Source organism: Sphingomonas sp. S-NIH.Pt3_0716, assembly GCF_003950715.1.
In the GTDB taxonomy this organism is placed as follows: Bacteria; Pseudomonadota; Alphaproteobacteria; order Sphingomonadales; family Sphingomonadaceae; genus Sphingobium; species Sphingobium yanoikuyae_A.
In genome coordinates this window covers 62,435-86,499 of sequence record NZ_QLJK01000020.1, presented here as the reverse complement: position 1 = coordinate 86,499, position 24,065 = coordinate 62,435, and the positions used below count along the sequence as shown (strand labels likewise).

At 62.9% G+C, this 24,065-nt stretch carries 26 protein-coding genes and 1 pseudogene; 17 read left to right on the top strand and 10 right to left on the bottom strand.

Features of this window, described 5'->3' with window-relative positions; translation table 11 throughout:
- Nucleotides 1–8 precede the first annotated feature (8 nt).
- The 10 genes from BRX37_RS16615 (at nt 9) to BRX37_RS16570 (ending at nt 8,293) form a co-directional block, all read left to right on the top strand.
- The gene (locus BRX37_RS16615; protein WP_125988342.1) at nt 9–290 is read left to right on the top strand and encodes a hypothetical protein; all 282 of its coding nucleotides are present in this window, start codon (nt 9–11) and stop codon (nt 288–290) included.
- Between the two features lie 73 nt (nt 291–363).
- Nucleotides 364–918 carry a phage baseplate assembly protein V gene (locus BRX37_RS16610; RefSeq protein ID WP_125988340.1) on the top strand — a complete coding sequence of 185 codons (555 nt, stop codon included), beginning with the start codon at nt 364–366 and terminating at the stop codon, nt 916–918.
- The gene (locus tag BRX37_RS16605; RefSeq protein WP_125988338.1) at nt 915–1,262 is read left to right on the top strand and encodes a GPW/gp25 family protein; all 348 of its coding nucleotides are present in this window, start codon (nt 915–917) and stop codon (nt 1,260–1,262) included. Before BRX37_RS16610 ends, BRX37_RS16605 begins: the two co-directional genes overlap by 4 nt.
- A 12-nt stretch (nt 1,263–1,274) precedes the next feature.
- On the top strand, nt 1,275–2,411 hold the full coding sequence (locus BRX37_RS16600; protein WP_125988336.1) for a phage tail sheath subtilisin-like domain-containing protein: 1,137 nt from the start codon (nt 1,275–1,277) through the stop codon (nt 2,409–2,411).
- A gap of 41 nt (nt 2,412–2,452) precedes the next feature.
- Nucleotides 2,453–2,962 (top strand): phage major tail tube protein, encoded by a 510-nt coding sequence (locus tag BRX37_RS16595; RefSeq protein ID WP_125988334.1) that lies wholly within the window; start codon nt 2,453–2,455, stop codon nt 2,960–2,962.
- Between the two features lie 82 nt (nt 2,963–3,044).
- The gene (locus BRX37_RS16590) at nt 3,045–3,389 is read left to right on the top strand and encodes a phage tail assembly protein (RefSeq protein ID WP_125988332.1); all 345 of its coding nucleotides are present in this window, start codon (nt 3,045–3,047) and stop codon (nt 3,387–3,389) included.
- Between the two features lie 14 nt (nt 3,390–3,403).
- A complete protein-coding gene (locus BRX37_RS16585) occupies nt 3,404–3,529 on the top strand; it encodes a GpE family phage tail protein (protein WP_125988330.1) in 126 nt (41 codons plus the stop codon).
- Nucleotides 3,529–6,888 (top strand): hypothetical protein, encoded by a 3,360-nt coding sequence (locus tag BRX37_RS16580; protein ID WP_125988328.1) that lies wholly within the window; start codon nt 3,529–3,531, stop codon nt 6,886–6,888. The genes BRX37_RS16585 and BRX37_RS16580 overlap by 1 nt, the downstream gene beginning before the upstream one ends.
- An 11-nt stretch (nt 6,889–6,899) precedes the next feature.
- Nucleotides 6,900–7,283: a phage tail protein gene (locus BRX37_RS16575; protein WP_125988326.1), complete on the top strand. Its 384-nt coding sequence runs from the start codon at nt 6,900–6,902 to the stop codon at nt 7,281–7,283.
- Complete coding sequence (locus tag BRX37_RS16570) at nt 7,280–8,293, top strand: contractile injection system protein, VgrG/Pvc8 family (RefSeq protein ID WP_125988324.1); 1,014 nt, start codon at nt 7,280–7,282, stop codon at nt 8,291–8,293. Before BRX37_RS16575 ends, BRX37_RS16570 begins: the two co-directional genes overlap by 4 nt.
- A 16-nt stretch (nt 8,294–8,309) precedes the next feature.
- Here BRX37_RS16570 and BRX37_RS16565 read toward each other — a convergent pair whose 3' ends face one another.
- Together BRX37_RS16565 and BRX37_RS16560 are read right to left on the bottom strand one after the other, a co-directional pair.
- Nucleotides 8,310–8,789, bottom strand: a complete 480-nt coding sequence (locus BRX37_RS16565) for a hypothetical protein (protein ID WP_125988322.1) — start codon at nt 8,787–8,789, stop codon at nt 8,310–8,312.
- Between the two features lie 142 nt (nt 8,790–8,931).
- The gene (locus BRX37_RS16560; RefSeq protein ID WP_125988320.1) at nt 8,932–9,765 is read right to left on the bottom strand and encodes an XRE family transcriptional regulator; all 834 of its coding nucleotides are present in this window, start codon (nt 9,763–9,765) and stop codon (nt 8,932–8,934) included.
- Nucleotides 9,766–10,082: 317 nt separating this feature from the next.
- Between BRX37_RS16560 and BRX37_RS27635 the strand changes: the two are divergent.
- The 7 genes and pseudogenes from BRX37_RS27635 to BRX37_RS16530 form a co-directional block, all read left to right on the top strand.
- Nucleotides 10,083–10,259 (top strand): annotated as a pseudogene (locus BRX37_RS27635) (ogr/Delta-like zinc finger family protein); the annotation flags it as partial.
- Nucleotides 10,260–10,307: 48 nt separating this feature from the next.
- Nucleotides 10,308–10,439 (top strand): hypothetical protein, encoded by a 132-nt coding sequence (locus tag BRX37_RS27345; protein ID WP_318276727.1) that lies wholly within the window; start codon nt 10,308–10,310, stop codon nt 10,437–10,439.
- A gap of 17 nt (nt 10,440–10,456) precedes the next feature.
- A complete protein-coding gene (locus tag BRX37_RS16550; RefSeq protein ID WP_125988316.1) occupies nt 10,457–10,852 on the top strand; it encodes a hypothetical protein in 396 nt (131 codons plus the stop codon).
- Complete coding sequence (locus tag BRX37_RS16545; protein ID WP_125988314.1) at nt 10,845–11,651, top strand: DNA-methyltransferase; 807 nt, start codon at nt 10,845–10,847, stop codon at nt 11,649–11,651. Before BRX37_RS16550 ends, BRX37_RS16545 begins: the two co-directional genes overlap by 8 nt.
- A complete protein-coding gene (locus BRX37_RS16540; protein WP_125988312.1) occupies nt 11,648–12,067 on the top strand; it encodes a hypothetical protein in 420 nt (139 codons plus the stop codon). Before BRX37_RS16545 ends, BRX37_RS16540 begins: the two co-directional genes overlap by 4 nt.
- A gap of 292 nt (nt 12,068–12,359) precedes the next feature.
- Nucleotides 12,360–12,644: a hypothetical protein gene (locus tag BRX37_RS16535; RefSeq protein ID WP_125988310.1), complete on the top strand. Its 285-nt coding sequence runs from the start codon at nt 12,360–12,362 to the stop codon at nt 12,642–12,644.
- Nucleotides 12,644–12,865 (top strand): helix-turn-helix transcriptional regulator, encoded by a 222-nt coding sequence (locus BRX37_RS16530; RefSeq protein WP_125988308.1) that lies wholly within the window; start codon nt 12,644–12,646, stop codon nt 12,863–12,865. Before BRX37_RS16535 ends, BRX37_RS16530 begins: the two co-directional genes overlap by 1 nt.
- 148 nt (nt 12,866–13,013) lie before the next feature.
- On the opposite strand, the gene cobA is transcribed toward BRX37_RS16530, so the two are convergent.
- The 8 genes from cobA to BRX37_RS16490 all read right to left on the bottom strand — a co-directional run bounded on the left by cobA (nt 13,014) and on the right by BRX37_RS16490 (nt 24,037).
- Nucleotides 13,014–13,808, bottom strand: a complete 795-nt coding sequence (cobA, locus tag BRX37_RS16525) for a uroporphyrinogen-III C-methyltransferase (protein WP_125988306.1) — start codon at nt 13,806–13,808, stop codon at nt 13,014–13,016.
- Nucleotides 13,795–16,404 (bottom strand): nitrate reductase, encoded by a 2,610-nt coding sequence (locus BRX37_RS16520; protein ID WP_125988304.1) that lies wholly within the window; start codon nt 16,402–16,404, stop codon nt 13,795–13,797. The genes cobA and BRX37_RS16520 overlap by 14 nt, the downstream gene beginning before the upstream one ends.
- Complete coding sequence (gene nirD / locus BRX37_RS16515; RefSeq protein WP_004212514.1) at nt 16,404–16,772, bottom strand: nitrite reductase small subunit NirD; 369 nt, start codon at nt 16,770–16,772, stop codon at nt 16,404–16,406. Before nirD ends, BRX37_RS16520 begins: the two co-directional genes overlap by 1 nt.
- Nucleotides 16,769–19,282, bottom strand: coding sequence for a nitrite reductase large subunit NirB (nirB, locus tag BRX37_RS16510; protein ID WP_125988301.1), 2,514 nt, complete (start codon nt 19,280–19,282; stop codon nt 16,769–16,771). The genes nirD and nirB overlap by 4 nt, the downstream gene beginning before the upstream one ends.
- Nucleotides 19,283–19,493: 211 nt before the next feature.
- Nucleotides 19,494–20,699 (bottom strand): hypothetical protein, encoded by a 1,206-nt coding sequence (locus BRX37_RS16505; RefSeq protein ID WP_125988299.1) that lies wholly within the window; start codon nt 20,697–20,699, stop codon nt 19,494–19,496.
- A gap of 81 nt (nt 20,700–20,780) precedes the next feature.
- Nucleotides 20,781–22,025 (bottom strand): nitrate/nitrite transporter, encoded by a 1,245-nt coding sequence (locus BRX37_RS16500; RefSeq protein ID WP_048936513.1) that lies wholly within the window; start codon nt 22,023–22,025, stop codon nt 20,781–20,783.
- Nucleotides 22,026–22,244: 219 nt separating this feature from the next.
- The gene (locus BRX37_RS16495; RefSeq protein WP_125988297.1) at nt 22,245–23,459 is read right to left on the bottom strand and encodes a CmpA/NrtA family ABC transporter substrate-binding protein; all 1,215 of its coding nucleotides are present in this window, start codon (nt 23,457–23,459) and stop codon (nt 22,245–22,247) included.
- Nucleotides 23,456–24,037, bottom strand: a complete 582-nt coding sequence (locus BRX37_RS16490) for an ANTAR domain-containing response regulator (RefSeq protein WP_125988295.1) — start codon at nt 24,035–24,037, stop codon at nt 23,456–23,458. The genes BRX37_RS16495 and BRX37_RS16490 overlap by 4 nt, the downstream gene beginning before the upstream one ends.
- Between the last annotated feature and the right edge of the window lie 28 nt (nt 24,038–24,065).

The following is a 24,065-nucleotide window of genomic DNA, read 5'->3' as shown; positions in this document are numbered from 1 at the left end:
AAAAACGAATGACCGAACTGACCACGAAAATCGGCACCTTCAACGCCGACGCCAAGACTGTTCCTGTCACCTTCACCAGTGGCGAAATCGTACATAAGCGCACCGTCAATGCGGTACTGAAGGCAAACGGCACCTATGACAAAGCGGCGACGGCCCTGCGCGTGGCCGAAGTCGCAAACGGCGTTGCTGCGAAGATCGCGGCAGGCGTGATTGTCGTTCCGCCGGTCGAGGAACCCGAACTGTCCGGCCCGGTGCCGGTGGTCGATACCACGACGGAAGCCGCCGCTTAATCCCCGTTGTATCTCGCGCGGCCACAACACACCCTCATGTGAAAGTGGCCGCGCCCATGCGCATGGTTCAACCATGCGAACACCCGAAGACGCCCCGACTGACGCCGATCAGCTTATCCGCTTCGGCACCATTGCGTCGGTCGATCTGGCCGCCGCGCGCTGCGTTGTCGATCTGGACGACGATAGCCACACGGCCCCCATCCGCTGGATTGAATTGCGCGCTGGCAAGACGCGCACATGGTCGCCACCAAGCAAGGGCGAGCAGATGGTCGTTTTCTGCCCAGCGGGCGAAATCGGCGCCGCCGTTGCCCTGCGCGGCCTGTCCAGCGATGCGTTTCCGCCTGCGGGCGCCACCCTCAAAGAACTGATCGAATTCGAGGATGGGGCTATCATGTCCTACGATCCGGTTGCGCACGCCATGGAAATCGTGCTGCCTGCCGGTGCATCGCTCGCTATAACCGCGCCGGGCGGTGCCACCATCACCGGCGATCTTACAATCAATGGCGAGGTGCGTTGCACCGGCACCGTGACGGCCGATTCCGATGTGGTCGGCGGCGGCAAGAGCCTCAAGGGCCATAAGCATACCGGCGTACAGGCTGGCGGCGCTCAGTCGGGCGCCCCGGCATGATCGGCATGGACCGCGAAACCGGCGCGCTGATGACCGGCGATCAGCATTTGCGGCAGTCCATTCGGGACATCCTGACAACGCCGCTCGGCACCCGCCCCATGCGCCGCGATTATGGCTCCCTTGTCCCTGAATTGCTCGACCGCCCGCTGCATGCCGCCACGGCGCTGCTGCTGGCTTCGGCGGCCGCAATGGCCATCGCCCGTTGGGAACCGCGCGTGACAGTGCGCAAGGTTCAAATCAGCGGCGATCTGGCCGCCGGGCAGGCAATCGCAACCGTCATCAGCCAGCGCAAAGGCGCGGCCGCCAACGCTCTTACCAACCAGACTATCCCCCTCACACGCTGACAGGAGCCGCCCATGCACGGTATCAAGACGAACCTTCTCACCTCGGCCGCGCGCAGTATCGCTGCGGTGTCCACGGCCGTTATCGGCATCGTTGCCACCGGCGGTGACGCGGATGCCAACGAGTTCCCGCTCGATCAGCCGCGCCTGATTACCGACGTGCGCGCCGCCATCGGCAAGGCAGGCACCACCGGCACGCTGAAAACGGCGCTGTCGGCCATCGCGGACATTACCAGCGCCCGCGTGGTGGTGGTCCGCGTGGCGGTCGATGCAGTCGATCAGAACGGCAAGGTGCTCGGCACCACCGCCGGGTCGGCGTATACAGGTATGCAGGCGCTGTTGACGGCAGAAGCCAAGACGGGCGTGCGCCCCCGCATCCTTGGCGCGCCGGGCCTCGATACCGAAGCCGTCACCAACGGCCTCGTTTCCATCGCGAAGCGCCTGCGCGGTTTCGTCTATGCGATGGCGGAAGGCGATGATCGCGATGAAGCCGTGGCCTATGCCAATGAATTCGGCGACCGCGAACTGATGCTCTTCTGGCCTGCAACCAGCGCGGGCAATGCTGACACCATCGGCCGCGCGCTGGGGATGCGGGCATGGATCGACCAGACGCAGGGCTGGCAAAAAACGATTTCCAATGTCGTCGTGACCGGCGTTACCGGCATCGGCAAGGATGTCAGTTGGTCCATGGACGATGAAAGCACGGACGCGGCCGTGCTGAATGAGGCCAACATCACGACGCTGGTGTGCTTCAACGGCTATCGTTTCTGGGGCAACCGCACCATGTCATCGGAGCCGCTGTTCGCTTTTGAAAGCGCGGTGCGCACGTCGCAGGTTCTTCAGGATACGTTTCAGGACGGGCTTTTCTGGGCGATGGACAAGCCGATTACGGCGGGTCTGATCAAGGACATGATCAGCACCGTCAACGGCGTCCTGCGCAAGATGGTGGCCAACAGCCAGATTATCGGCGGCAAGTGCTGGTATGACCCGGCCAAGAACAGCGGCACCGATCTCGGCGGCGGTCAACTCGCCCTCGACTATGACTTCACGCCTTGTGCGCCGCTGGAAGGCCTGACGGAAAATCAGGTCATCACCGACACCTATTATGCCGATCTGTCGAGCAGCATTTCGAGCGGCACCGCCGCCGCCTGATCGCCCGCGCCTCTCTCTCATTCATTTAGGAGCACCCGAACATGGGCTTTCCCTCGAAACTGAAGCGTATGAACCTGCACCTTGACGGTGTGGGCCACTCCGGCACAGTCGCCGAAGTCACCGTTCCCAAGCTGGTCATCAAAATGGAAGACTGGCGCGGCGGCGGCATGATGGGTCCGATGCAGGTCGATCAGGGCTTGGACAAAATGGACCTCGAATTCACGATGGGCGGCCTGATCGACCGCGCCGTGCGCCGCTTCGGCGCCAGCACCTATGACGCGGTGACGGCCCGCTTCTCCGGCGCCTATCAGGATGACAGCACGGGGCGGACGCGCACCGTCGAAATCACGGTGCTGGGCCGCTATTCGGAACTGGACTTCGGCAATGCCAAGGTAGGCGACGATACGTCGCACAAGTCCAAGCTGGCCTGCGCCTATTACCAGTTGGACGTGGACGGCCAGAACTGGCTGACCATCGACTATATGACCAACACCTTCATCGTGTTCGGTGTCGATCGCTACGCTGAAATTCGCGCGGCCGTCGCCGACTAAGCCTTTCGCCCCGGCGTGAATTTGCGGGCGCGCCGGGGCGGAAACCCTTTAGCCCGCACATATAGAAACAGGAATTTCCCGCATGGAACTCCCCGCGAACAAAGCCCCCGTCCTGCCCGGCACCGACAAAGCTGTCGTCATCAAACTTGTGGAACCGATCATTCGTGAAGGCGGAACCAACGTCGATACGCTGACGCTGCGCAAGCCCAACGCGGGCGAACTGCGCGGGCTGAAGGTGCCGGAAGTCGTCAATGGCGACGTGAATACCGTCATCGCCCTTCTGCCCCGGATCGCATCACCCGTGATTTCGCAGGACGAGGCGGAAACGCTCAATCTGGAAGATTTCGGCGAAATCACAGGCGCGATCTATGGTTTTTTTATGAACAGGGAAGCGAAGGCGAAGATTGCCCAGATGATGGGGGGCTAACCGTCGAGGATTTCATGGCCGACATCGCGGCAATCTTCCGGTGGCCGAAAACCGAACTGGAAGCGATGCCGCTCGATGAACTGTTGGCCTGGCGCGAACGTGCCATCAAGCGCTGGAATGCAATGCAGGGACAAGAATAGTGTCGAATAAACTAAATCTTGTTGTCCAGTTTACGGCGCTTGATGGCCTGTCGGGATCGCTCAGGGGCATGATTGGCCTTGGGCGATCCTCCAAAAATGAAATGAAGGATTTGGGTAGGGAACTGAATAAGGTTTCCCGTGAAGTCAAAGAATACGACGCCCGTATCCGCAACACCTCCGGCAGCGTCAACCATCTTTGGGACGCTCAAAAGAAATTGCTGGCGCAGGAAGATCAACTTCGCGCTAAGATCGCCCAGCGTCAGAAGCTGATGGCAATAGACGGCCGCACCGCCCGCGTGCAGGCGCAGGCCAATCGCTATAAGCAGGAAGGCCAACAGGGCCTGATGTGGGGCGCCGCCATGGCGTATCCGGCCTATGAAATGGCAAAGTCTGCGGGCGAATTCGAGGCGATGCGCAATCGCCTGCATATCCTTGGCCTGAACGACCGCACGGTCGACCATCTGACCGCCTATTCCAAGGCGATGAACATTGCCGGATCTTCGGCTAAGGAAAACCTCCGCTATCTGCTGGAGGCGCAAGGCGCATTCCGCGAAAGCGGCGAACACAGCATGGAAGAGCAGCTGCGCGGCGCGAAGGTCATGGCACCGCTCATGGCCAAGATGGCGGCCACCCTGCGCGCCACTGGCAAGCCACTGGACGAAGAACAGGAGCGTTACTTTCTGCGCTTCATCGAACAGGCAGGCGGCACCACCGATCCGCGCCGGGCTGCATCCCTGACGGATGGCCTTTTTCGGGCGATCCAGTCATCCGGCGGAACGGTTGACGCGGCCGCTTATCAGGGTTTCCTTGCGCGTGCGGGGACCGCTGGCATGAAGCTGTCCACGCGGTCGATGTTTGCGGATTTCGAGCCGCTGATCGCGGAATTGCATGATGCTGCGGGTGTCGGGCTTCAGACGGCCTATTCGCGCGTCAATGGCATGGTCAAGAATCAGGCGGCGGCGCGCGAAATGATCCGGCTTGGTCTTTGGGATCGGGACAAGATCATTTTCAATCAGGTGGGCGGCATCAAGGAATTCAAGCGCGGCGAAAACCCGCTGCGCGCCGATGCAGCTAACTCCATGGCCAGCGACCCAATCGAATTCTATCGTAAGTTCGTCCTACCTGCCTACCAGCAGAATGGCGTGAAGGACGTGCAGCGGGAGAACATGATGCTGTTCGGCCGTACAGGCGGGCAGTTATTCAACCTCATCGACAAGCAATTGCCGACCATCCTTCGGTCGCGTGACGCCTACGCCCGCACGCAAAGCCTCGATAAGGCCTATAACCAGACCAAGGATGGCTTCTTTGGCGAGGGCGGCCAGATGCGCGCCGCGTGGCAGGATTTTATGATTGCCGCTGGCTCCCAAGGTGGGCTGCTGGAAAACATGACCGGGGCGATCCGATTGGCTACCGGCGCCTTGCGCGCGCTGACCGACGCCGCCAACACCAACCCGACCGCGTTTCGCTGGATTGCGACGGGTATCGCTGCGCTGATCGGGATGCGTCTGGCCATAGCCGGGACCAAACTGGCATTCGGTGGCCTGCTGGGGCCTGTAGGGCAGCTATGGGGTGCGTGGAGCAAGTTCCGTCAGGTTGGGAGCATCGCGGCCGCGTTTCCCCGTCTGGCGGCCGCATTCGGCATTGTGCGCGGCGCCGCGCTGTTCATGGCGCAGGGCGTCATGCGTGCAGGCCTGATGATGCTGGCCAATCCGATGGTGCTGGCCATCACCGGCATAGTGCTTGCGCTCGGCGCCGCTGGTTATCTGATCTATTCTCATTGGGGACGGATCAGCGGCTATTTCCGTGATAACTGGACCCAAATCCGCAACATCATGCTCGGCGCCGTCGTGATATTCGCGCCGTGGATTGCCGCCATCGTCTATGCCGCATCGGTTGTTTACCGCAATTGGGGAACCATCATTGCGGCGACGGGCAGAATGGTCGGCTATGTCGGGTCCATTGTCGGCCCCTTCCTTCAGCCTTTCGTGGCCATCGGCTCGTATCTTGGCGGATTGGCAGGCCGCTTCTTCGGCTACGGTGTCGATATTGTCGGCGGCCTGATCCGGGGCGTCGCATCCATGACGGGCAGCGTCATCAAGGCATTTCTCAATCTTGCTGGCGCAGTCGGTGCGAAATTTGCGGCGGCGCTCGGCATCAAGTCGCCTTCCCGTGTCTTCATGGCCATGGGCGGTCATATCAATGACGGCTTGGCCTTGGGCGTCACGCGGACCAGCGGACGGCCGATGCAGGCTATGACGCGCATGGCGGCTGCGGTAGCCGGTGCAGGAGCGATCACGCTTCCAGCCCCCGCTCTTGCCGACGCCAAACCGCTTTCTGTCGCAGCGCAGCGTTTCGCCAATTCGGTTCCGGCAGGTGCGCTAACAGCCGCACAGCAAAGCCCCCGGCCGGTCACTATGCCGGCGCCCGCTGTGGTGCTCCAAAGCAGGCCCGCGCCAATCGCGATGCCTGCCCCGTCCGTCGCGCTTCAGGGCAGGCCGGTGCCGATCGCTATGCCAGCGCCCGTCGTGCTCCTTCAGAGCCGCCCAGCAACGATTGCGATGCGTGCGCCTGCGGTCATCCTTCAGAGCCGTCCGAACACGATAGCGGTGCGGGCGCCTGCCTTCATTCTGCAAGGCCGCTCGGCGCCGGTGACAATGCGCACGCCTGCGGTGATGCTTCAGAGCAGGCCGGCCCCTGTCTCGATGCGGGCGCCTGCGATCCTTCTTCAGAGCCGACCGGCCACGATGACCATGCGCGCGCCTGCGGTGGTGCTTCAGAGCCGCCCGGCGCCGGTGCCGATGCGCACGCCTGCGGTGATGCTTCAGGGCCGACCCGTTCCTGTAACGATGCGGGCGCCTGCGGTGATGCTTCAGAGCCGCCCCGCCACAATAGCAATGCGCGCGCCTGCGGTGATGCTTCAGAGCAGGCCTCTCCCTGTTACGATGCGCGCCCCTGCGGTCATTCTTCAGAGCCGCCCCGCCACAATAGCAATGCGCGCGCCTGCGGTGGCATTTCGGGGCAGGCCTTCGCCTGTCGTGACGCCACCGAATGCACCTCTCCCCCCGCGCAAGTCTTTCGCCCTTACGCCCATGGCGCAACGGGAAGGCCGCGAGAATGGCGGGAAGGCATTTGCCCCGCCCGCTGGCACGCTCGACCGTCTGGCAGCGGCAAGAACGCTGGCGATTGCGCCCACGGCTGCGTCCAGGCCGATCCGTGCCAGCCAGCCACCGGCGAAGATTGAAATTCACCTCCACCAGCAGCCCGGCGAAGATGCCGACGCGCTGATCCGCCGCATGATGGAAGCGCTGAAGCGTGAACAGCGCAAAACCAGCCTTTCGCAACACGCCGACGATTTCTGACGGGAACGCCCATGCTTGCCGCCCTTGGCCAATTCGTATTCGATACCAGCAGCGCGCTATTCGATCAGTTGGAGCGGCAGCGCAGTTGGCGTCACGCGCGCACGGATCGTTTCGGCGCTATGGCAGCAAGCCAATATACTGGACCCGGCGATGATCGCATCCGCCTCTCCGGTAGGCTAATCCCTGAGATTTGCGGCAGCTATTACAGCAGCATCGAAACGCTCGCCGAAATGGCAGGCACCGGGGATGCTTACCCGTTTGTGAAGGGTTCCGGTGATGTGCTGGGCCAGTTCACCATCGAAATTATCGATGAACGGCACACCAACTTGGTGGACACGGGACAAGCGCGAGCCGTCGATTTCACCATTGAACTAAGCAGGGTGCCAGAAGAATGAGCGGGCAAGCCTATGTCGAGCCGGTGGCAGCATGGTCGGTGATGCTGGACGGGAAAGACCTTGCCGACAAGATCGCGCCGCGCCTGTTCAGCCTCACGCTGACTGAACGACGCAACGAAAGCACTGACGAACTGGAATTGACCCTCAATGACCATGACGGCAAGCTGACCTTGCCAGCGCTCGGCGCCCTGTTGAATGTTTCCATCGGTTGGGAAAAAGGCACCGGCGTCCAAAAGGGCCTCGTCGGCAAGGGCAGCTTCAAGGTTGATGATGTCACATATGATGGCCCCCCGGATCGGGTAACCATCCGTGCTCGCTCTGCCGACATGGCCAGCGGCTTCCGCAACCGCAAATCGCGGACGTGGCATGGCAAAACGCTCGGTGCCATCGTCAAACAGGTCGCCGACGATAACGGGCTGACCGCTCGCTGCCATGCCGATCTGGCGGCGATGGTGGTCACCTCGGCCGAACAGTCAAACAAGAGTGATATGCAGTTTCTGCGCGACCTCGGCCGACGCTACGACGCTGTTGCGACGGTCAAGAACAAGAGCCTGATATTCTCTCCGATCAATGCGACCACGACGGCAACCGGAAAGCCGATAGGCTCTGTGAAGCTGTCTAAATCGACGGGCGACCATTACCGCTATTCCAAGTCGTCGCGCGAAAATGGGCAAGACGGCGCTGAAGCGCAATGGCACGATCAAGGGACCGGCAAACGCCACACACAACAGGAAGGTGGATCGAACCGGCGGCGCCTGAAACGTATCTATTCCAGCCAGAGTGACGCCAAGGCGGCCGCGCGCGCCGAAAGTAATCGGCTGAAGCGGGCGGCCGCGACCATGGAAATCAACATGGCCCTTGGCGATGCGACGATAACGGCGGGCATGGGCGCGACCGCATCAGGCTTCAAAGCAGAAATAGACAAGCACAGTTGGAAAATTGCCACAGTTAAGCATGTCTTTGACAGCCGTGGATTTCGCACGGAATTGGAAATGGAAGTGGCGGGTTAAACTTCGCCGAACGCGGCTATTCCAAGTGACGCCCGCACTGACGGCGCGACATCCTGTTTTCATTAAGCATTGCCAGAACTTCCTCTTTTCCTGAAGTTCCGCGCTTCAACCAATGTTCAGCTATGCGCTCAGGAGCGAAATATGCGTCTCCGCACTGGTCAATTTCTTGTTCCTGCGCGTCTGTTTGGGATGCTGGCGCGGCCGCGTAATAGTCAGGTGACACGGAATGGCAGGCGGATGAGATGGCCTTAGCGGCTTTGTCGGCCTCAGTTACGGGAAGCGCCATCAACGCCTTCTCTAACGCCTCTACGGCAACGTCACATTTTTTCATAGCGGCTAGCGCCGTCATCAATGTCACCGGCGGTTTTTCCTGAGTGACAGGCTTTCGCGGTGCGGCTTCCTCTTTCATTCGGGTTTCGCCTTGCGGTGCCATCATAGCTGCAAGGCTGACGCACGCCGCGAAAACCGCAAGAGCCGCAATTTTAATTTTAGTCATTGAATTGGCGCACCCCAACTGGATCGACACCCCAAGTTGGGGCGCCAGTTGGCGCGCGCTAAAACAGTCCGAACGATTCGAGCGAGTCTAAAATTTCAACATGTTGCCATGTATCAGCGTAGGATAGTATACAGGTATACGCCTATAACTTGCGCATGAGGCCCACGACCAATCCCATGATCTGTATGTCCTCGGCTTGCGCCATGTCATCCGGCAAGCTGGGGTTGTCCGTGATAAGGCGGACGCCGCCGGGCGTCGGGCGTAGGCGCGTGACCATGCACGTTCCTGCATAAGTATAGGCCCACACTTTGTCCGAAACGTCCAGCGTCTGCCGCGACGTGTCGATTAAGAGCATGTCGGTATCGGTAATGGTGGGCGACATGGCGTCGCCTAAGTCCTGTGCCACCATCAAATAGCGAGCGTCGGCCCGGCTGTAGCTATTTAGCAAGTCGCGACTGAAAAAACGATTATGTAATTTGACCGGGATGCCTTGGTGGATCATCCGGGTTTGCTGGGTCAAATCGATTTCCCGAAGCGCCACCATATCGGCTTCGACCTCAACCTTCAGGCACTCTTCGTCGGAAGTCGGCACGCGCGATGCACGCTGACGAACGAAATCATCCATCTTCAATAGTTCAGGCAGAGCATCTTCGGTAATCGGCGAACCATCAAGCGCAGTCATATTGATCTGCTGTTCGGTATCGCCATGCAGCCAAGCAACATTGACTTGCAGCGCTTGCGCGATAGCGCCGAAATGGCGCGTGGTATTCGTCTTGCCACTCAAAATCAGACTTACAGCGCCGGGCGTTATGCCTGCCCCCGCCGCTAATGCCGTCTGTCCCATCCCCAACTCGTTCATCCGCAGCTTGATGCGTGCAAGGCGGATCGGCGTGAATGAAACCTTTTGGCCGTCGCGCACCGGGCTTCCGGCCTTGAACGCGCCATAGTGGACGTTGTCCGAGTCCTTTTCGCTCATATTTTACTTAACCGCCTTGAGTAAAGGTTAAATTGCGCATATTCCCGTGCGATGCACAGGAACGACGCGCACGAATTTCCCCCGGCGTGGCTCTCGCCAATGCCGATTCGCGCTTGTCGTGTCCATTGCTTAATCGGTTGTTCGGTCAGAGCACAGTCTGAAGTGCCGGAGAATGGCACTTTTACGGCCCGTCATTGCCCTACCGGCACAATCCAAACCGTTAGAATCGTTGCTCATTTGTCACGCATTTGGCGGCACGCATTTGCGACGTTAACCATATTTTATTTAACTGACGTAAAGGAGGGCGACACTCAATCATGAGCGAAAATATAGCATTTCCCATGCCTAGATTGGCCCGTCGCAACTCCGATTTACGTTGTCCGCATTGCAAGATGCCGGGCCTTCGTCGTTCGAGCCAAGAGGTTGTGATAACCCTTCGGCAAATCTTCTATTCGTGTCCAAATCCGTTCTGCGCGCATTCGTGGAAGGCTTCGCTTTCCTACGAATATGGCACGTCGCCATCTGCCATCCCATGCCCGGAAATGGTCGATCTGCCTTTGAAACTGCCGCCGCGTGATGAGGTGATGGCGGCCGTCCGCGAGGCGCGGTTGCGCGATCACACCTTCGCCGTGGACCCGGCGCAAATCGACCTTTTTACCGCGCTGTCGCTCTAAGCCGAAGGAAATCCGCCATGAAAACCGTTGCGCCCGGCGATCTGCCGTCAATGCCCAATCCCGCTGCCGACCGCCGGACTCTGGCTATTCAGGTGGTGCGTGCCGCACTCGATAGCGGACCCGAAACAGTGGCTTGGCAGCTTGGCCTTGCCCCGGATCAATTCAAGCGCGCGCTGGCGAGCGCAGTCGCAGAATTTAATTTGGTCACTGCGGGCATCATCGACGCAGAACAGGGCGCGCGGATCGGCAGCGAAGGCCTTGCGGCTTCGATCCGCATCGCCGGAATTCGCATTGTGGCAGCGCAGCGCACACCGCGCGCAAATTGCGATCAGCGCTCGAAAATGGCGGGAGTGCATGGACGGCTGATAGCCGTCGATGAGTGCCACACCCGCCATGGAGCATTAAATGCCTGAAGCTGCCGCCCAGATTATCGCCACCGTCGATCTGGACGCTATCCGCGCCCTTGGCTTGCGGGTGGAAATCGTGGGCGACGCCATCCTGATATGCGGTGACAGCCTCCGCGCGCTCCCCTTCATTCGGGGCGCTACGGACGTGATGACCGATCCTCCATATAGCAGCGGCGGTGCTTTCCGTGGCGACCGGGTATCGGCTACCAGCCAGAAGTATCAGTCGCCGCAAGCGCGCGGACTCTATCCTGAATTTTCCGGGGACAACCGCGATCAGCGCTCGTTCGCTCACTGGTCGGCCTTGTGGCTCGGCGCATGTCGTGAAGCGGTGCGTCCCGGCGGCCTCCTTGGGTGCTTCACGGACTGGCGCCAATTGCCGACGACGACGGACGCCGTACAGGCCGGAGGCTGGGTCTGGCGCGGCATCGCGGTCTGGGACAAAACCGAAGGCACCCGCCCGCGCAAAGGCGCTTATCGCAATCAGTGCGAATATCTGGTCTGGGCCAGCAGCGGCCAGATGGGCAAAGATGGCGTTTGCGCACCCGGCGTGTTTCGCGTTTCGGTCAACAGCGAGAAAAAGCATCACATCGCAGGCAAGCCCACGGCGTTGCTGCAAGACCTGCTTGCGATCTGCGGCGACGTCATCCTCGATCCGTTCATGGGCAGCGGCACCACGGGCATTGCGGCCGTGCGGAGCGGCCGCAAATTCATCGGCATTGAAATGGATGCCGCCCATTTTGAAGTCGCCTGCGCACGTATCGCGGACGTGCAGGGCCTTGGCGAGCCGGAGGCTATCGCCGCATGACCGGCGCCGTCGCCATGTCAGAAACCGTCCAGGTGGTGCTTTGGCATCCGCACCATGGCGGCTATCTAGACAACAGCGGCGACGGCTACACCCGCCGGATTTCGCGGGCCGCGCGCTTTACCCTTGGCGATGCCAAGGCGTTGATGCGCGATCCGGCCAACTGTCATTTGAAGATTGAGGCTGTCGCGGCGGTGCCTGCTGTCGCCCCTGCGAACCGCGCGCCGCGTCGGTCGGACCTCTCCACAATGACCCAAGAGGAATTGCTACGCCGGGCGGTGAAAGCCCTGCGACCCACGGGGGGATCGCAGGTGCCGCGCTGGTTCGTGGTGATGGATGCGCTGGGCCTGAACAGCGCGGGGGCGATCAATTTGTGTCGGCGCCTCCAAATCGACCAAAACGAAAGGACGGACCGTTGATTTTGCGGAATATTTCGGGGGGACCGAAGCGCAAGCACTTGCCTGTTAGTGCGAATCCCATTAGTGCTTTTCTTGTCGGCGCGAAAACGGTGTCGGCGCGGGTTGATAGCCGCTTATTGTTTAGCGATCTTTCGCGCCATCGGTTTATTTCCGGTGGGCTTTTTTATGGTCGGGCGTACTGCGGAGGCGTTGAGCCTGCCGGTGCCGCTAAACGATCCGGTCTATCAACCCGGTATAGCCCGACCACCAAAATTCCCTTTGTTCGTCGGGCCTACGCTGGGGGCGCAGACTGATGAGCATTGTTTCCACCGCTGGAATGACCGGCACGCCGATCGATCACACCGCGCTTGATCCGCGCTATTCGATCACGGAAGCGGCAAAGCTGGAACTCGATACGCTTTTCGAGGCAATGCAGACTGTCACGCTGCTGGCGGAAATCCCCGACGAAAAGCGCGGCGATGACCTTGAAACCGCGCACTTCGCAGCCCTCTATCGCGCCATGTCGTTCCTCGGCAAGCGGGTGATGGCTGATGCCCGGATCGAATTCCCCGCCGGTCTGGTGAAGGCGGCCTCCTGATGTTTGAGCCGCACAAAGCCGCTTTCGCGCGCGATCACGCCAACACCGTCCTTCGGACCCCCGAAGTGACCAGCCTGACGGGCCTTAGCCGTTCGACCATCTATCGCTTGATGGGTGACGGCTCTTTCCCCCGGCAACGCAAGCTCGGCCCCAATTCGGTGGGCTGGCTGCATGGTGAAATCGCCAATTGGATCAACTCGCGCCCCATGGTTCACACCTGAATTTTGGGGGCGTTTCTGGGGGCGTTCCGCCCCCTCTTCTTGTTAAAAATCCAAGTAAATAGGGCTTCGCTAATGGTCAGTTCGGCTTCTGTCTCCCCGACCATTTCCAAATATTATCAGTTGGATATACGGCGTCGCTGTTACGGCTTCAGCGCGACGCCATTGATCGGCGGAAATCGTCCGTTCCGCCAGCCATGGCCATGTCGGCCTGAGCCACCGCCTCGCCGATCAGGATCAGGGTCGGGCGATCATCGGCAAAAGCCTGTGTCACCAGCGGCAGGAGATCGAGGCGCGTGCGCAACTGCTGTTCCTGCGGCAGCGAAGCATCGCAGGTGATGAGCGCCGGGGTCGCGCCCGGCAAGCCAGCGGCGATCAGCGCGCGGCTGAGTTCCGGAGCGGCCTCACGTCCCATATAGACGGCCAGGGTGCAGGCCGGATCGGCCAGGGCATCCCAATCCAGATCCAGCGCCTGGCCCCGGCGGCTATGCGCCGTCACGAACTGGACCCGGCGCGCAATGCCGCGCAGCGACAGGGAAATGCCCGCCGACGCCGCGACGGCGCTGGCCGCGGTGATGCCGGGGCAGATCCGAACGCGAACGCCGACCGCGCGCAGCGCCGTCATTTCCTCGGTCGAACGGGCGAACATCGCCGGATCGCCGCCCTTCAGCCGAACCACGCGCTTGCCCGCCAGCGCCGCCTCCACCAGCATCTCGTCGATCGTCTGCTGATCCTTCGAATGGCGTCCCGACCGCTTGCCGACGCTGACCCGTTCGGCATGATCGGGAATGAGGTCCAATATGCCCGGCCCGACCAGCGCGTCGCAGAAGATGATGTCCGCCGCGCAGATCAGCCTTTCGGCCTTGCGCGTCAGCAGGTCGGGATCGCCCGGCCCGGCACCGACCAGCCAGACGTCGCCCGGCGCGATGAGGTCATTCGGCTGCATGCAATGTCTCCTGAGAGGTCTGGGCCAGGATATTGGCGATGGCGGGGCGGCAGGAACCGCAATTGGTGCCCGCGCCCAGCGCCTTGCCGATCGCAGGCACGTCGACCAGCTTCTGATCGCGGATCGCCGCGACGATCTGGTTGAGGCCGATATCGAAACAGACACAGATGGTGGCGCCCTTGTCCGGCTGGCTACCCGGCCCGCGGGCGGCCAGAACGGTTGCGCCTACATCGTCGGCCGCCAACTGGCCGATCAGCCAGTCGCGCGAGGGCAACAGGCCGGTGCGGGTGACGAACAGCACGCCAGCCAGCCGGCCGTCCTGGATGATCGCGACCCGTCGGCTGCCGCGCACATGATCGATCGCCTCGACCCGCTCGCCCCTGGGCAGGCAGGCTTCCAGCCGGGCGGCATCGCCATTGCCGGCCAGTTCATAGAGTGCGCCGCCCAGCACCGCGACCCGCGTGGCCCAGAGGCAGGGCAGCTTCACTGGCTCCTGCCCGCGCAGGATCAGGAATCCCTGCCATTGGGTCGAGACCTTCTCGATCGCCGCCGGGGTCGACTTGAAACCGGGCTGGCCCGAATGCGGATCGACCAGCGGACGCGGCAGCAGGCCGGTACGTCCGCCGCTCGATATCTGATCGGTCCAGTGGATCGGGGTGAAGATTTCGCCCGGCCGCTGCCCGTCGCTGATGCTGACGCGGAAGATGCTGTTGCCCTGCGCGGTCGACACCCGCGCCAGATCGCGATCGGCCAGGCCCAGCGCATCGGCATCCTGCGGGTGGATTTCGACCAGCGGCTCCTCGCGATGACGCGCCAGCTTGGGCGCCAGACCCGTGCGGGTCATCGTATGCCATTGATCGCGATAGCGACCGGTGTTGAGCGTCAGCGGCCAGTCGCGCAGCGGCCCCTGCAAATCCATCTGCCTCATCAGCACCAACCGCGCTTTACCGTCCGGAGTGGGGAAATGCCCATCGGCAAAGGGCACCCCACCCCAGCGGAAACTGTCCATCGCGTCATAGGCATCGTTGCCGATCGCCGCCTGCGCACGCAGGTTGAGCAGCCGCTGCCCCTCATTCTGATAGGCGGTCAGACGCGCATGTTCGCGCCAGATGTCAGCCGGCCGATCATAGGCAAAGGCGTTTTTCCAGCCCATGCGGCGGGCGACCTGGGTGATGATCCACCAGTCGGGCCGGGCCTCGCCGGGCAATGCCATGAACGGGCGCTGGCGGCTGATGGTGCGGTCCGAATTGGTGACCGTGCCATCCTTTTCGCCCCAGCCGGCGGCCGGCAGGCGGACATGGGCATGGGCGCTGCTGTCGGTGTCGGCGATGATGTCCGACACGACGAGGAAGGGGATCGCCTCCAGCGCATCACGCACCCGGCCGGCATCGGGCAGCGAGACGGCGGGATTGGTCGCCATGATCCAGAGGGCCTTGATCCGGCCTTCATCGATGGCGCGGAACAGGTCGACAGCCTTCAGCCCCGGCTTGCTCGCCATCTGCGGCGCGGCCCAGAAGCGGCCGACGCGGGCGACATTTTCCGGCGCAAAGTCCATATGCGCGGCAAGCGTGGACGCCAGCCCGCCGACCTCGCGCCCGCCCATGGCATTGGGCTGGCCGGTGATGGAAAAGGGCACCGCGCCCGGCTTGCCGATGCGCCCCGTGGCGAGGTGGACATTGATGATCGCATTGACCTGATCGGTGCCGCGGATCGACTGGTTGATGCCCTGGCTGAACAGGGTGATGGTGCGCGGGGTCGCCGCGAACAACTCGAAAAAGGCCTTCAGCAGCGCCGGGTCGAGGTCGCAGGCCTGGGCCGTCGTCCACAGGTCATGGCCGGTGCGGACATGATCCCAGAATCCGTCGGGCGCGTTCACATGATCGGCCAGATAGGTCGGATCAGTCACGCCCTGTGCGTCGCACCAGGCGAGCAACCCGGTCATCAGCGCGACGTCGCTGCCGGGCCGGATCGGCAGATGAAGGTCCGCGCCCTCGCAGGTTTCTGTGCGGCGCGGGTCGATCACGACCAGCTTCGTGCCGCGCGCTGCGCGGGCAGCCTGGATACGCTGATAGACGATCGGATGGCACCAGGCGGTGTTGGAGCCGACGAGGAGGATGAGGTCGGCCTGCTCCAGATCATCATAGCTGGCCGGCACGATATCTTCGCCAAAGGCGCGATTATGGCCGGCGACCGCGCTCGACATGCACAGGCGGCTGTTGGTGTCGATGTTCGCCGAGCCGATGAAACCCTTCATCAGCTTGTTGGCGACATAATAATCCTCGGTCAGCAACTGGCCCGAGACATAGAAGGCCACGCTGTCCGGGCCATGGCGCTCGATCGTCTCGCGAAATTTCTTCGCGACCAGATCCAGCGCCTTGTCCCAACTGGCGCGGCGCTTGCCGATCATCGGGTGGAGCAGGCGGCCGGTCAGCGCCACCGTCTCGCCCAGATGGGTGCCCTTGGAACAGAGGCGCCCGCCATTGGCCGGATGCCCCGCGTCCCCCTTGATGATCACCGAGCGCGGCCCGGTCGGCGTGGCGGCAATGCCGCAGCCGACGCCGCAATAGGCGCAGGTGGTGCGGATCGCCTGTGCCATCAGGCCGCCTTTGCCGCGCTGGGCACGGGAATGACTGCTTCGCGCAGCAGGAAGATGCGCCCTGCCTCCACCTTGAGCGGAATGGTGGGGACGCAGCCTTCATCGCTGCCCAGTGCCTTGCCGGTCTTGAGCGAGATGTTCCAATTGTGCAGCGGACAGGCGACGACCGATCCATGGACGATGCCCTGGCTCAGCGGTCCCTGCTTGTGCGGGCATTTGTTGACCAGCGCGTAGAACTGGTTGTCCTGCGTGTGGAAGATGGCGATTTCCTCGCCGCCGCGCACCGGCAGGGTGCGGGCATTGCCGGGCGAGATCTGATCGACGGGGCCAATGTCCAGCCAGGTGCCGACTTGGGTGTTCGGGATCATGCGAGCGTCTCCATGGGGCGGACTTCGGCCAGATGCTGGTGCAGTTCGGCGTCCTCGCCGGCGGCGCGACGCGCCCAGGGATCGTCCTGCATGAACTGCTGGGAGAAGAGGAAGCGGGCGCGCAGTGCTTCGCGGCCGACATCATCGGCGACGATGCGGCTCTTCACATAATCGACGCCGACGCGCTCGATCCAGGGAGCGGTGCGCTCCAGATAGCGGGCTTCCTCGCGGTAGAGCTGGATGAAGGCGGCGCAATAATCCATCGCCTCCTGCTCGGTCGCGACCTTGCACAGCAGGTCGGTGGCGCGGACATGGATGCCGCCATTGCCGCCGACATGCAGTTCATAGCCGCTGTCGACGCAGACCACGCCGAAATCCTTGATCGTCGCCTCCGCGCAGTTGCGGGGGCAGCCGGACGCCGCGATCTTGAACTTGTGGGGCATCCACGATCCCCAGGTCATATGCTCCAACTTGACGCCCAGCCCGGTCGAATCCTGCGTGCCGAACCGGCACCATTCCGACCCCACGCAGGTCTTCACCGTGCGCAGCGACTTGCCATAGGCATGGCCCGACACCATGCCGGCAGCATTGAGATCGGCCCAGACGGCGGGCAGGTCTTCCTTCCTGATGCCGAAAATATCCAGCCGCTGGCCGCCGGTCACCTTGACCATCGGGGCGTTATATTTTTCGACCACATCGGCGATCGCGCGCAGTTCCCTGGGGTTGGTCAGCCCGCCCCACATGCGCGGCACGACCGAATAGGTGCCGTCCTTCTGGATATTGGCGTGCATCCGTTCGTTGACGAAACGGCTGCGCTGGTCGTCCTGATAGTCGCCCGGCAGCGCGCAGAGCAGATAATAGTTGAGCGCGGGGCGGCAGGAGGAGCAGCCCTCCGGCGTCGACCAGTTCAATTTCTGCATGACTTCCGGAATCGAGCGCATGTCCTGTGCCACGATTTCGCGACGGACATCATCATGGGTGAAGCTGGTGCATTTGCACATCGTCTTCGGCCCCGACTGGACATCGTCGCCCAGCGTCAGCGCGAGCAGGGTTTCGACCAGGCCGGTGCAGCTACCGCAGCTGGCCGACGCCTTGCAGGTCGCGCGGACCGCATCCAGGCTGTGCGCGCCCTTGGCGATGCAGGATACGACCTGGCCCTTGGCTACGCCGTTGCAGCCGCAAATCTCGGCATCGTCCGAGAGCGCCGCAACGGCCGCCTTAGGGTCCAGCGCGCCCCCTCCCGAGGCGAAGGCCTGGCCGAAGATCAGCATGTCGCGCATGTCGGCGACATTTTCCTCGCGCTTCAGCAAGTCGAAATACCAGCCGCCATCGACGGTATCGCCATAGAGCACCGCGCCGATCAACTTGTCGTCCTTGACGATGACCCGCTTGTAGACCCCGCGCGAGGCGTCGCGCAGGACGATATCCTCGCACCCCTCGCCGCCGGAAAAATCCCCGGCGGAAAAGACGTCCAGCCCCGCGACCTTGAGCTTGGTCGAGGTGACCGAGCCCTTGTAGCCCGAATGCTGATCGGTCAGGCCGTCGGCCAGGCTGCGGCACATGTCCCACAGCGGCGCGACCAGGCCATAGACATTGCCGTCATGCTCGACGCATTCGCCGACCGCCAGCACATCGGGATCGCTGGTGACCATATGGTCGTCGACCTGGATGCCGCGATTGACGGCCAGGCCGGCGTCGCGCGCCAGTGCGGTCGCGGGGCGAATGCCGACCGCCATCACCACCAGGCTGGCCGGGATTTCGCGGCCGTCCTTCAGCCGCACGCCCTCGACCTTGCCGTCGCCATAAATGGCTTCGGTATTGGCGCCGGTCAGGATGGTCTGGCCGCGGCCTTCCAGCGCGGTCTTGAGCAGCCAGCCCGCCGCCTCGTCCAATTGCCGCTCCATCAGCGTGTCCATCAGGTGGATGACGGTCACCTTCATGCCGCGCAGGGCCAGGCCATGGGCGGCTTCGAGGCCCAGCAGGCCGCCGCCGATGACCACCGCGCTGCCGCCATCGGCAGCGGCGGCGAGCATGGTGTCGACATCCTTCATGTCGCGGAAGCTGATGACGCCGGGCAGATCCTTGCCGGGCACCGGAATGATGAACGGATCGGAGCCGGTCGCGATCAGCAGCTTGTCATAGCCGATGGTGCGGCCCGACTGGCTGGAAACGGTTTTTGCGGCCCGGTCGATGGCCTTTACCGGATCGCCGGCGATCAGTTCGATGCCATTGTCGGCATACCAGGCGGCGTCGTTGATGACGATCTGCTCGAACGTCTTTTCGCCGGCCAGCACCGGCGAAAGCATGATGCGGTTATAGTTCACATAGGGTTCGGCGCCGAAGATGGTGACGCGATAGCGCCCTGCATCGCGGGCCAGCAATTCCTCGACCGCGCGGCAGCCGGCCATGCCGTTGCCGATGACGACCAGATGTTCCCGTGCTTGGCCCACGGGCGGCAGGACATTGTCCTCATCCTGCGTGACCGGGTCGATCCCGTCCTGAAAGTCCATCCCCGTTACTCCAGAAAAGAAAAAAGCCGCCATCCAGACCCTCGGAGGTTGAAACCCGAGAGTCTGGATGGCGGCTTTGCCATCATCTAGTGCCTTGCCGATCCTACCCTGAACCGTCGCAGCGATGTGAAGCGGGACATCCTTGTCCCTTGCAGTGCAGCATATGGGGAATCGCCCGAGCGCTCAAGCGATTCCTCTCATGGCTTTTCAATCAGATGCTCCAGTCGGCCTGAAGCCACAATTTCTCGGTATCGCTCGCCATCGCCCGCGCATCATAATGGGCGTAGCGCACCGACAGGGCCGTCCTGCGTAGCTTCGCAGATGCGATCAGGTCCCACTCATTGCCATAATGCTGGTCGAGCCGGTCGCTCTCAAACCTGTGCCAGGTCGCGGCCAGGGCGACGCCCGACAGCGGCCCTATCTGCTTCCAGCCATAGCCGGTGCCAACATAGAGGTCGCGCATGCCGTTGGCGGGCGTGGTCAGGAACTTGTCGGCCCAGCCCTGGAACTTGAAATTGGTGCCGAGCGGCGTCTGGAAGCTGGTGAGCGCAGCGCCATGGCTCGCGCCCAGCACCTCATAGCCGGCATTGAGTTTCCAGCCATGCAGGTCGAGCGTGGCGTCGGCCAGCCAGTAATCGGCGGCATAGTCATTGGGATTGCGGTGATAGTCCGACTGACGGGCATAGCTGAGCTGATAGGCGAGCTTCGCAAATTTGGAGAGCGGCTGGTTGCCCGCCAGGCGCACGCCATAGGTCTGGCTCGACAGGCGATAAGCCTGCACCGCCGCCTCATCCTGATCGACCAGATAGGCAAAGCCGCTGAGCGTACCCAGCGGCGTGGCATAAGAAAGATTGGCGAGGATATTGTCGCCGCTGACCGCCTGCTGGCGCGCGCCCTTGCCCTGAAAGCCCCAGACCGTGCGCACGCTCCACGCATAGGAGACGTCCAGTTTCAGTCCCTTGGCCGGGGTCAGTTCGGCCCGCACCGCATCGAAGGTCTGGCCATTGTCGCGAAAGGCGACATTGCCGACGAAGCGCTCGTCATCCAGCAATATCTTCTGCCGCCCGCCGGTCAGGGTCAGCGTCCTGGTTCGATATTGCAACTGGGCGATATAAAGGGCAACATTCTGCGGATCGGCGACCAGCGGCTTGGTCGCGGCATTGTCGAAACCGTCGAAATAACGGTCGATGATCGCCAATGTCCCCTGCCCCACCAATGTCGCCGACAGTGCGCCGCTGGTGGCCGTCAGGCCGGCGCGGGCCCGGACGGTCAGCGCGTCGGCCTGCTGCGCTAGGCCATCCTGATCGACATGTTCGTAGCGCAGCCGCGCCTCGGCGACGGGTTTCAGCTCGATCTGCTGGGCACAAGCAGGCCCGGCGACAGCCAGCGCGGCCGTCGTTGCGAGAAGATATTTCATGGATGATCGTCCCCCCTCGGACGGAAAGAGCGTGGCTCGGGGCGGCAGTGCTCAAAGGAGGCCGCCGCCCTCCTCTCCAACTCAGATGCGAGCGCCACTGGTCCAGTTGGCGCGCCACTTCGCCTTGACCAACGCCACGCCCAGCAGGGCCAGCACGGCAAGCCCGGCGAAGATCAGGAAGCCGGGCGCGAAGCTGCCGGTCAGTTGCTTGGCGAGGCCGAGCGAGCTGGCGAGGTAGAAGCCGCCGATGCCGCCCGCCATGCCGACCAGGCCGGTCATCACGCCGATTTCCGCCTGGAAACGCTGCGGCACCAGTTGGAAGACCGAGCCGTTGCCGGTGCCCAGCGCCAGCATGGCGAGGACGAACAGCGCCAACGCGCTGGCCAATGTCGTCGCCTGCGACACGCCGGCCAGCGCCAGCGCCGCGACGACATAGACGATCATCAGCGCCTTCACGCCGCCGATCCGATCCGCCAGCGCGCCGCCCATCGGCCGCACCAGCGACCCGGCGAAGACGCAGGCCGCGGTGCAATAGCCCGCGATGATCGGGGTCAGCCCGAACTGGTCGGTGAAATAGATGGGCAGCGATGCCGCCAGCCCCACGAAACCGCCGAAGGTGACGGCATAGAAGGCCATCAGCCACCAGGCATCCGCCGTCTTGAGCGGCTCGAAATAATCGACCAGCCGCTTGGCCGGCGGCGCGTTGGGCGCATCCTTGGCCATGATCATATAGGCGACGAAGACGATCGACAGCGGGATGCAGGCAAGACCCAGCACTGCATTCCAGCCAAATGCCTTGGCCAGCATCGGCGCGAACAGCGAGGCCAGCACCGTGCCCGAATTGCCCATGCCGGCAAGGCCCATCGCCTTGCCCTGATGCTCGGGCGGATACCAGCGGCTGGCGAGCGGCAGCGCGATCGCGAAGCTGGCGCCGGCAAAGCCCAGGATCACGCCCAGCACCAATGTGCCACCGAAGCTGTTGACGCCCATCAGCCAGGCCAGGAACAGGCCGGCGATGACGATGATCTGGCTGATCGCGCCCGACCGCTTCGGGCCGATGCGATCGACCAGCAGGCCGTTGACGACGCGAAGCAGCGCGCCGGCGAGCGTCGGTGTCGCCACCATAAGCCCTTTTTCCGCGGGCGTCAGCGCCAGCGTCTTGGCGATCATCGGCGCCAGCGGCCCCAGCAAGACCCAGACCATGAAGGCCAGGTCGAAATAGAGAAAGGCGGCAATCAGGGTCGGCGCGTGGCCGGCCTTCCAGAAGCTTGTCGTGGCGGGGCCCGATGCGGCCTCCCCTTCGCGGTCCCAATAAGCAGTAGCCATGATGCGTCCCCCAACCAATGGAATTGGAAACGAAAAAAGCCGCAGGCCGGACGCGCGCACTCATGGCGTGGTCCGGTCAGCGGCTTTGCTGCGAAAAATGGATGGAATGGCGATCCCACCCTTGGGACGGCGCATTCGTCTGGACGCGCCTCGTCGCGCGATCCTTTATCTTATCCCGTAGAATGCGTTATGTTGCAAGGCACAAATTCGCCCTTCATTTCAACGGAGGGGCGCAGAATCCCGCAGGAAATCCTCAATCCGTTCGGGGTCGAAGATTCGCCCGTCGAAAAAGCGATCCGGGCCAAGCGTCAGGTCGCCGCGATGGGCACCGACCGGCATCGGGGTCGTGAGCGCCCCTTCCAGTTTCATACTAGCGCCCGGCATCGGCAGGCCGCTATCGGCCAGCGCCCGGCGGAAAATATCCGGCCGGAAGACGGCGGCGGCCCGCGCCGCTGTTTCCGCATCATGGGCAACCATGCCCCAGCGCACCAGCTGCGAATAGATCCACAGCGCCTGGCTGCGCCAGGGGAAGGCGGTCGCTTCGCGCGCGAACAGCATGAAATCGGGATTGACGATCGGCGCGTCGCCGAGGCGCGCCACGATCCGCCCCGACAGTGCGCGCAGGATCAGGTCGGCCGGCTGATCGACATAGCGGGGGTCGGACAGGAGATCGGCGAGCGCCTCATGATGCGCCGGATCGTCGCACCAGACGGCCGACCGGGCGAGCGCGCGCAGCAAGCGATCGACCGTTTCCGGGTTCGCCTCCAGCCAGTCCTGACGAAAGGCCAGAACCTTTTCCACGCCGCGCTGCCAGATGCGTTCGCCGATCGCGACGGTTTCAGCCAGCCCGGCTTCGATCGCCGCGCTGCCCCAGGGTTCGCCGGCGATGAAGCCGTCAATTTCGCCCGCCCGCATCGCCTCGACCGTCAGCGAGGGCGGCAGCACGCGCAGCACGACATCCCGATCGGGATCGATGCCCGCGCTCGCCAGCCAATAGCGCAACATGATCGCATGGCTGGAAAAGCGGTGGACGACACCGATCACCGGCTTGCGCCGCCACAGCCCGATCGCGGCGGCGAAATCATGGGCTGTGCCCAGCGGGTCGGCGAGCCGCCGGGCGATGTCGGGTTCCAGCGCCCTGGCGAAGTCCGGCGCCATCACCAGCATATTGCCGTTGACGTTGAGCTTGTAGGGCGCGGCCAGTGCGGCGGGCTGCTGGCTGAGGCCAAGCGTCACCGCCACGGCCAGCGGCGCCAGCATCTGCGCGCCCTGCACCTGGCCATAGACCAGCCGGTCGCGCAGCGTCGCCCAGCTGGTGGTGCGCACCAGATCGAGCGCGATCCCCTCTTCCTCGGCAAAGCCCCGTTCGCGCGCGACCGCCAGCACGGCCACATCCGTCAGCGGCAGAAAGGCTATCCGCAGCAATTCGCTCATATGCCCCCTCCCAGCAGGTCGCTGGCGGTAATCAGCGCCTGCGCCACATCCACGATCTTCTTGCCCTGGTTCATCGCGCTCGACCGCAGCAACGCATACGCATCCTGCTCGGACAGGCTGCGCTGGTTCATCAGGATCGATTTCGCCCGGTCGATGACCTTGCGTTCGGCGAGCGCGGTGCGCGCCTCGTCCAGTTCCGACTGCATGCGGGCGAAGGCATTGAAGCGCCGTACCGCCAGTTCCAGCACCGGCTTCACCCGTTCCTTGCGCAGACCATCGACGACATAGGCGGATACGCCGGCATCGATCGCCGCGCCGATCATCGCATCATCGGACTGATCGACGAACATCGCGATCGGCCGAGCAAGCGCACGACTGACCGTCAGCATCTCCTCCAGCGTGTCACGACTGGGGCTGCCAAGATCCATCAGCACCACATCGGGCGCCATCCGCTCCAGCCGGGCAACGAAGGCGCCGCGGGGCGGGACGATATGAATATCGTCATAGCCCGCCTCACGCAGCCCTTCTTCCAGGACCGTCGCTCTCAATCCGCTGTCGTCGATGATGACAATTCGCATGGCGCCCCTTTGGATACGCCCTTAGCAG

What these genes read in the sequence shown, in the direction of transcription:
- BRX37_RS16615 (WP_125988342.1), top strand. Translation starts at nt 9, where the DNA reads ATGACCGAACTGACCACGAAAATCGGCACCTTCAACGCCGACGCCAAG.
- BRX37_RS16610 (WP_125988340.1), top strand. Translation starts at nt 364, where the DNA reads ATGCGAACACCCGAAGACGCCCCGACTGACGCCGATCAGCTTATCCGC.
- BRX37_RS16605 (WP_125988338.1), top strand. Translation starts at nt 915, where the DNA reads ATGATCGGCATGGACCGCGAAACCGGCGCGCTGATGACCGGCGATCAG.
- BRX37_RS16600 (WP_125988336.1), top strand. Translation starts at nt 1,275, where the DNA reads ATGCACGGTATCAAGACGAACCTTCTCACCTCGGCCGCGCGCAGTATC.
- BRX37_RS16595 (WP_125988334.1), top strand. Translation starts at nt 2,453, where the DNA reads ATGGGCTTTCCCTCGAAACTGAAGCGTATGAACCTGCACCTTGACGGT.
- BRX37_RS16590 (WP_125988332.1), top strand. Translation starts at nt 3,045, where the DNA reads ATGGAACTCCCCGCGAACAAAGCCCCCGTCCTGCCCGGCACCGACAAA.
- BRX37_RS16585 (WP_125988330.1), top strand. Translation starts at nt 3,404, where the DNA reads ATGGCCGACATCGCGGCAATCTTCCGGTGGCCGAAAACCGAACTGGAA.
- BRX37_RS16575 (WP_125988326.1), top strand. Translation starts at nt 6,900, where the DNA reads ATGCTTGCCGCCCTTGGCCAATTCGTATTCGATACCAGCAGCGCGCTA.
- BRX37_RS16570 (WP_125988324.1), top strand. Translation starts at nt 7,280, where the DNA reads ATGAGCGGGCAAGCCTATGTCGAGCCGGTGGCAGCATGGTCGGTGATG.
- BRX37_RS16565 (WP_125988322.1), bottom strand. Translation starts at nt 8,789, where the DNA reads ATGACTAAAATTAAAATTGCGGCTCTTGCGGTTTTCGCGGCGTGCGTC.
- BRX37_RS16560 (WP_125988320.1), bottom strand. Translation starts at nt 9,765, where the DNA reads ATGAGCGAAAAGGACTCGGACAACGTCCACTATGGCGCGTTCAAGGCC.
- BRX37_RS27345 (WP_318276727.1), top strand. Translation starts at nt 10,308, where the DNA reads ATGGTCGATCTGCCTTTGAAACTGCCGCCGCGTGATGAGGTGATGGCG.
- BRX37_RS16550 (WP_125988316.1), top strand. Translation starts at nt 10,457, where the DNA reads ATGAAAACCGTTGCGCCCGGCGATCTGCCGTCAATGCCCAATCCCGCT.
- BRX37_RS16545 (WP_125988314.1), top strand. Translation starts at nt 10,845, where the DNA reads ATGCCTGAAGCTGCCGCCCAGATTATCGCCACCGTCGATCTGGACGCT.
- BRX37_RS16540 (WP_125988312.1), top strand. Translation starts at nt 11,648, where the DNA reads ATGACCGGCGCCGTCGCCATGTCAGAAACCGTCCAGGTGGTGCTTTGG.
- BRX37_RS16535 (WP_125988310.1), top strand. Translation starts at nt 12,360, where the DNA reads ATGAGCATTGTTTCCACCGCTGGAATGACCGGCACGCCGATCGATCAC.
- BRX37_RS16530 (WP_125988308.1), top strand. Translation starts at nt 12,644, where the DNA reads ATGTTTGAGCCGCACAAAGCCGCTTTCGCGCGCGATCACGCCAACACC.
- cobA (WP_125988306.1), bottom strand. Translation starts at nt 13,808, where the DNA reads ATGCAGCCGAATGACCTCATCGCGCCGGGCGACGTCTGGCTGGTCGGT.
- BRX37_RS16520 (WP_125988304.1), bottom strand. Translation starts at nt 16,404, where the DNA reads ATGGCACAGGCGATCCGCACCACCTGCGCCTATTGCGGCGTCGGCTGC.
- nirD (WP_004212514.1), bottom strand. Translation starts at nt 16,772, where the DNA reads ATGATCCCGAACACCCAAGTCGGCACCTGGCTGGACATTGGCCCCGTC.
- nirB (WP_125988301.1), bottom strand. Translation starts at nt 19,282, where the DNA reads ATGGACTTTCAGGACGGGATCGACCCGGTCACGCAGGATGAGGACAAT.
- BRX37_RS16505 (WP_125988299.1), bottom strand. Translation starts at nt 20,699, where the DNA reads ATGAAATATCTTCTCGCAACGACGGCCGCGCTGGCTGTCGCCGGGCCT.
- BRX37_RS16500 (WP_048936513.1), bottom strand. Translation starts at nt 22,025, where the DNA reads ATGGCTACTGCTTATTGGGACCGCGAAGGGGAGGCCGCATCGGGCCCC.
- BRX37_RS16495 (WP_125988297.1), bottom strand. Translation starts at nt 23,459, where the DNA reads ATGAGCGAATTGCTGCGGATAGCCTTTCTGCCGCTGACGGATGTGGCC.
- BRX37_RS16490 (WP_125988295.1), bottom strand. Translation starts at nt 24,037, where the DNA reads ATGCGAATTGTCATCATCGACGACAGCGGATTGAGAGCGACGGTCCTG.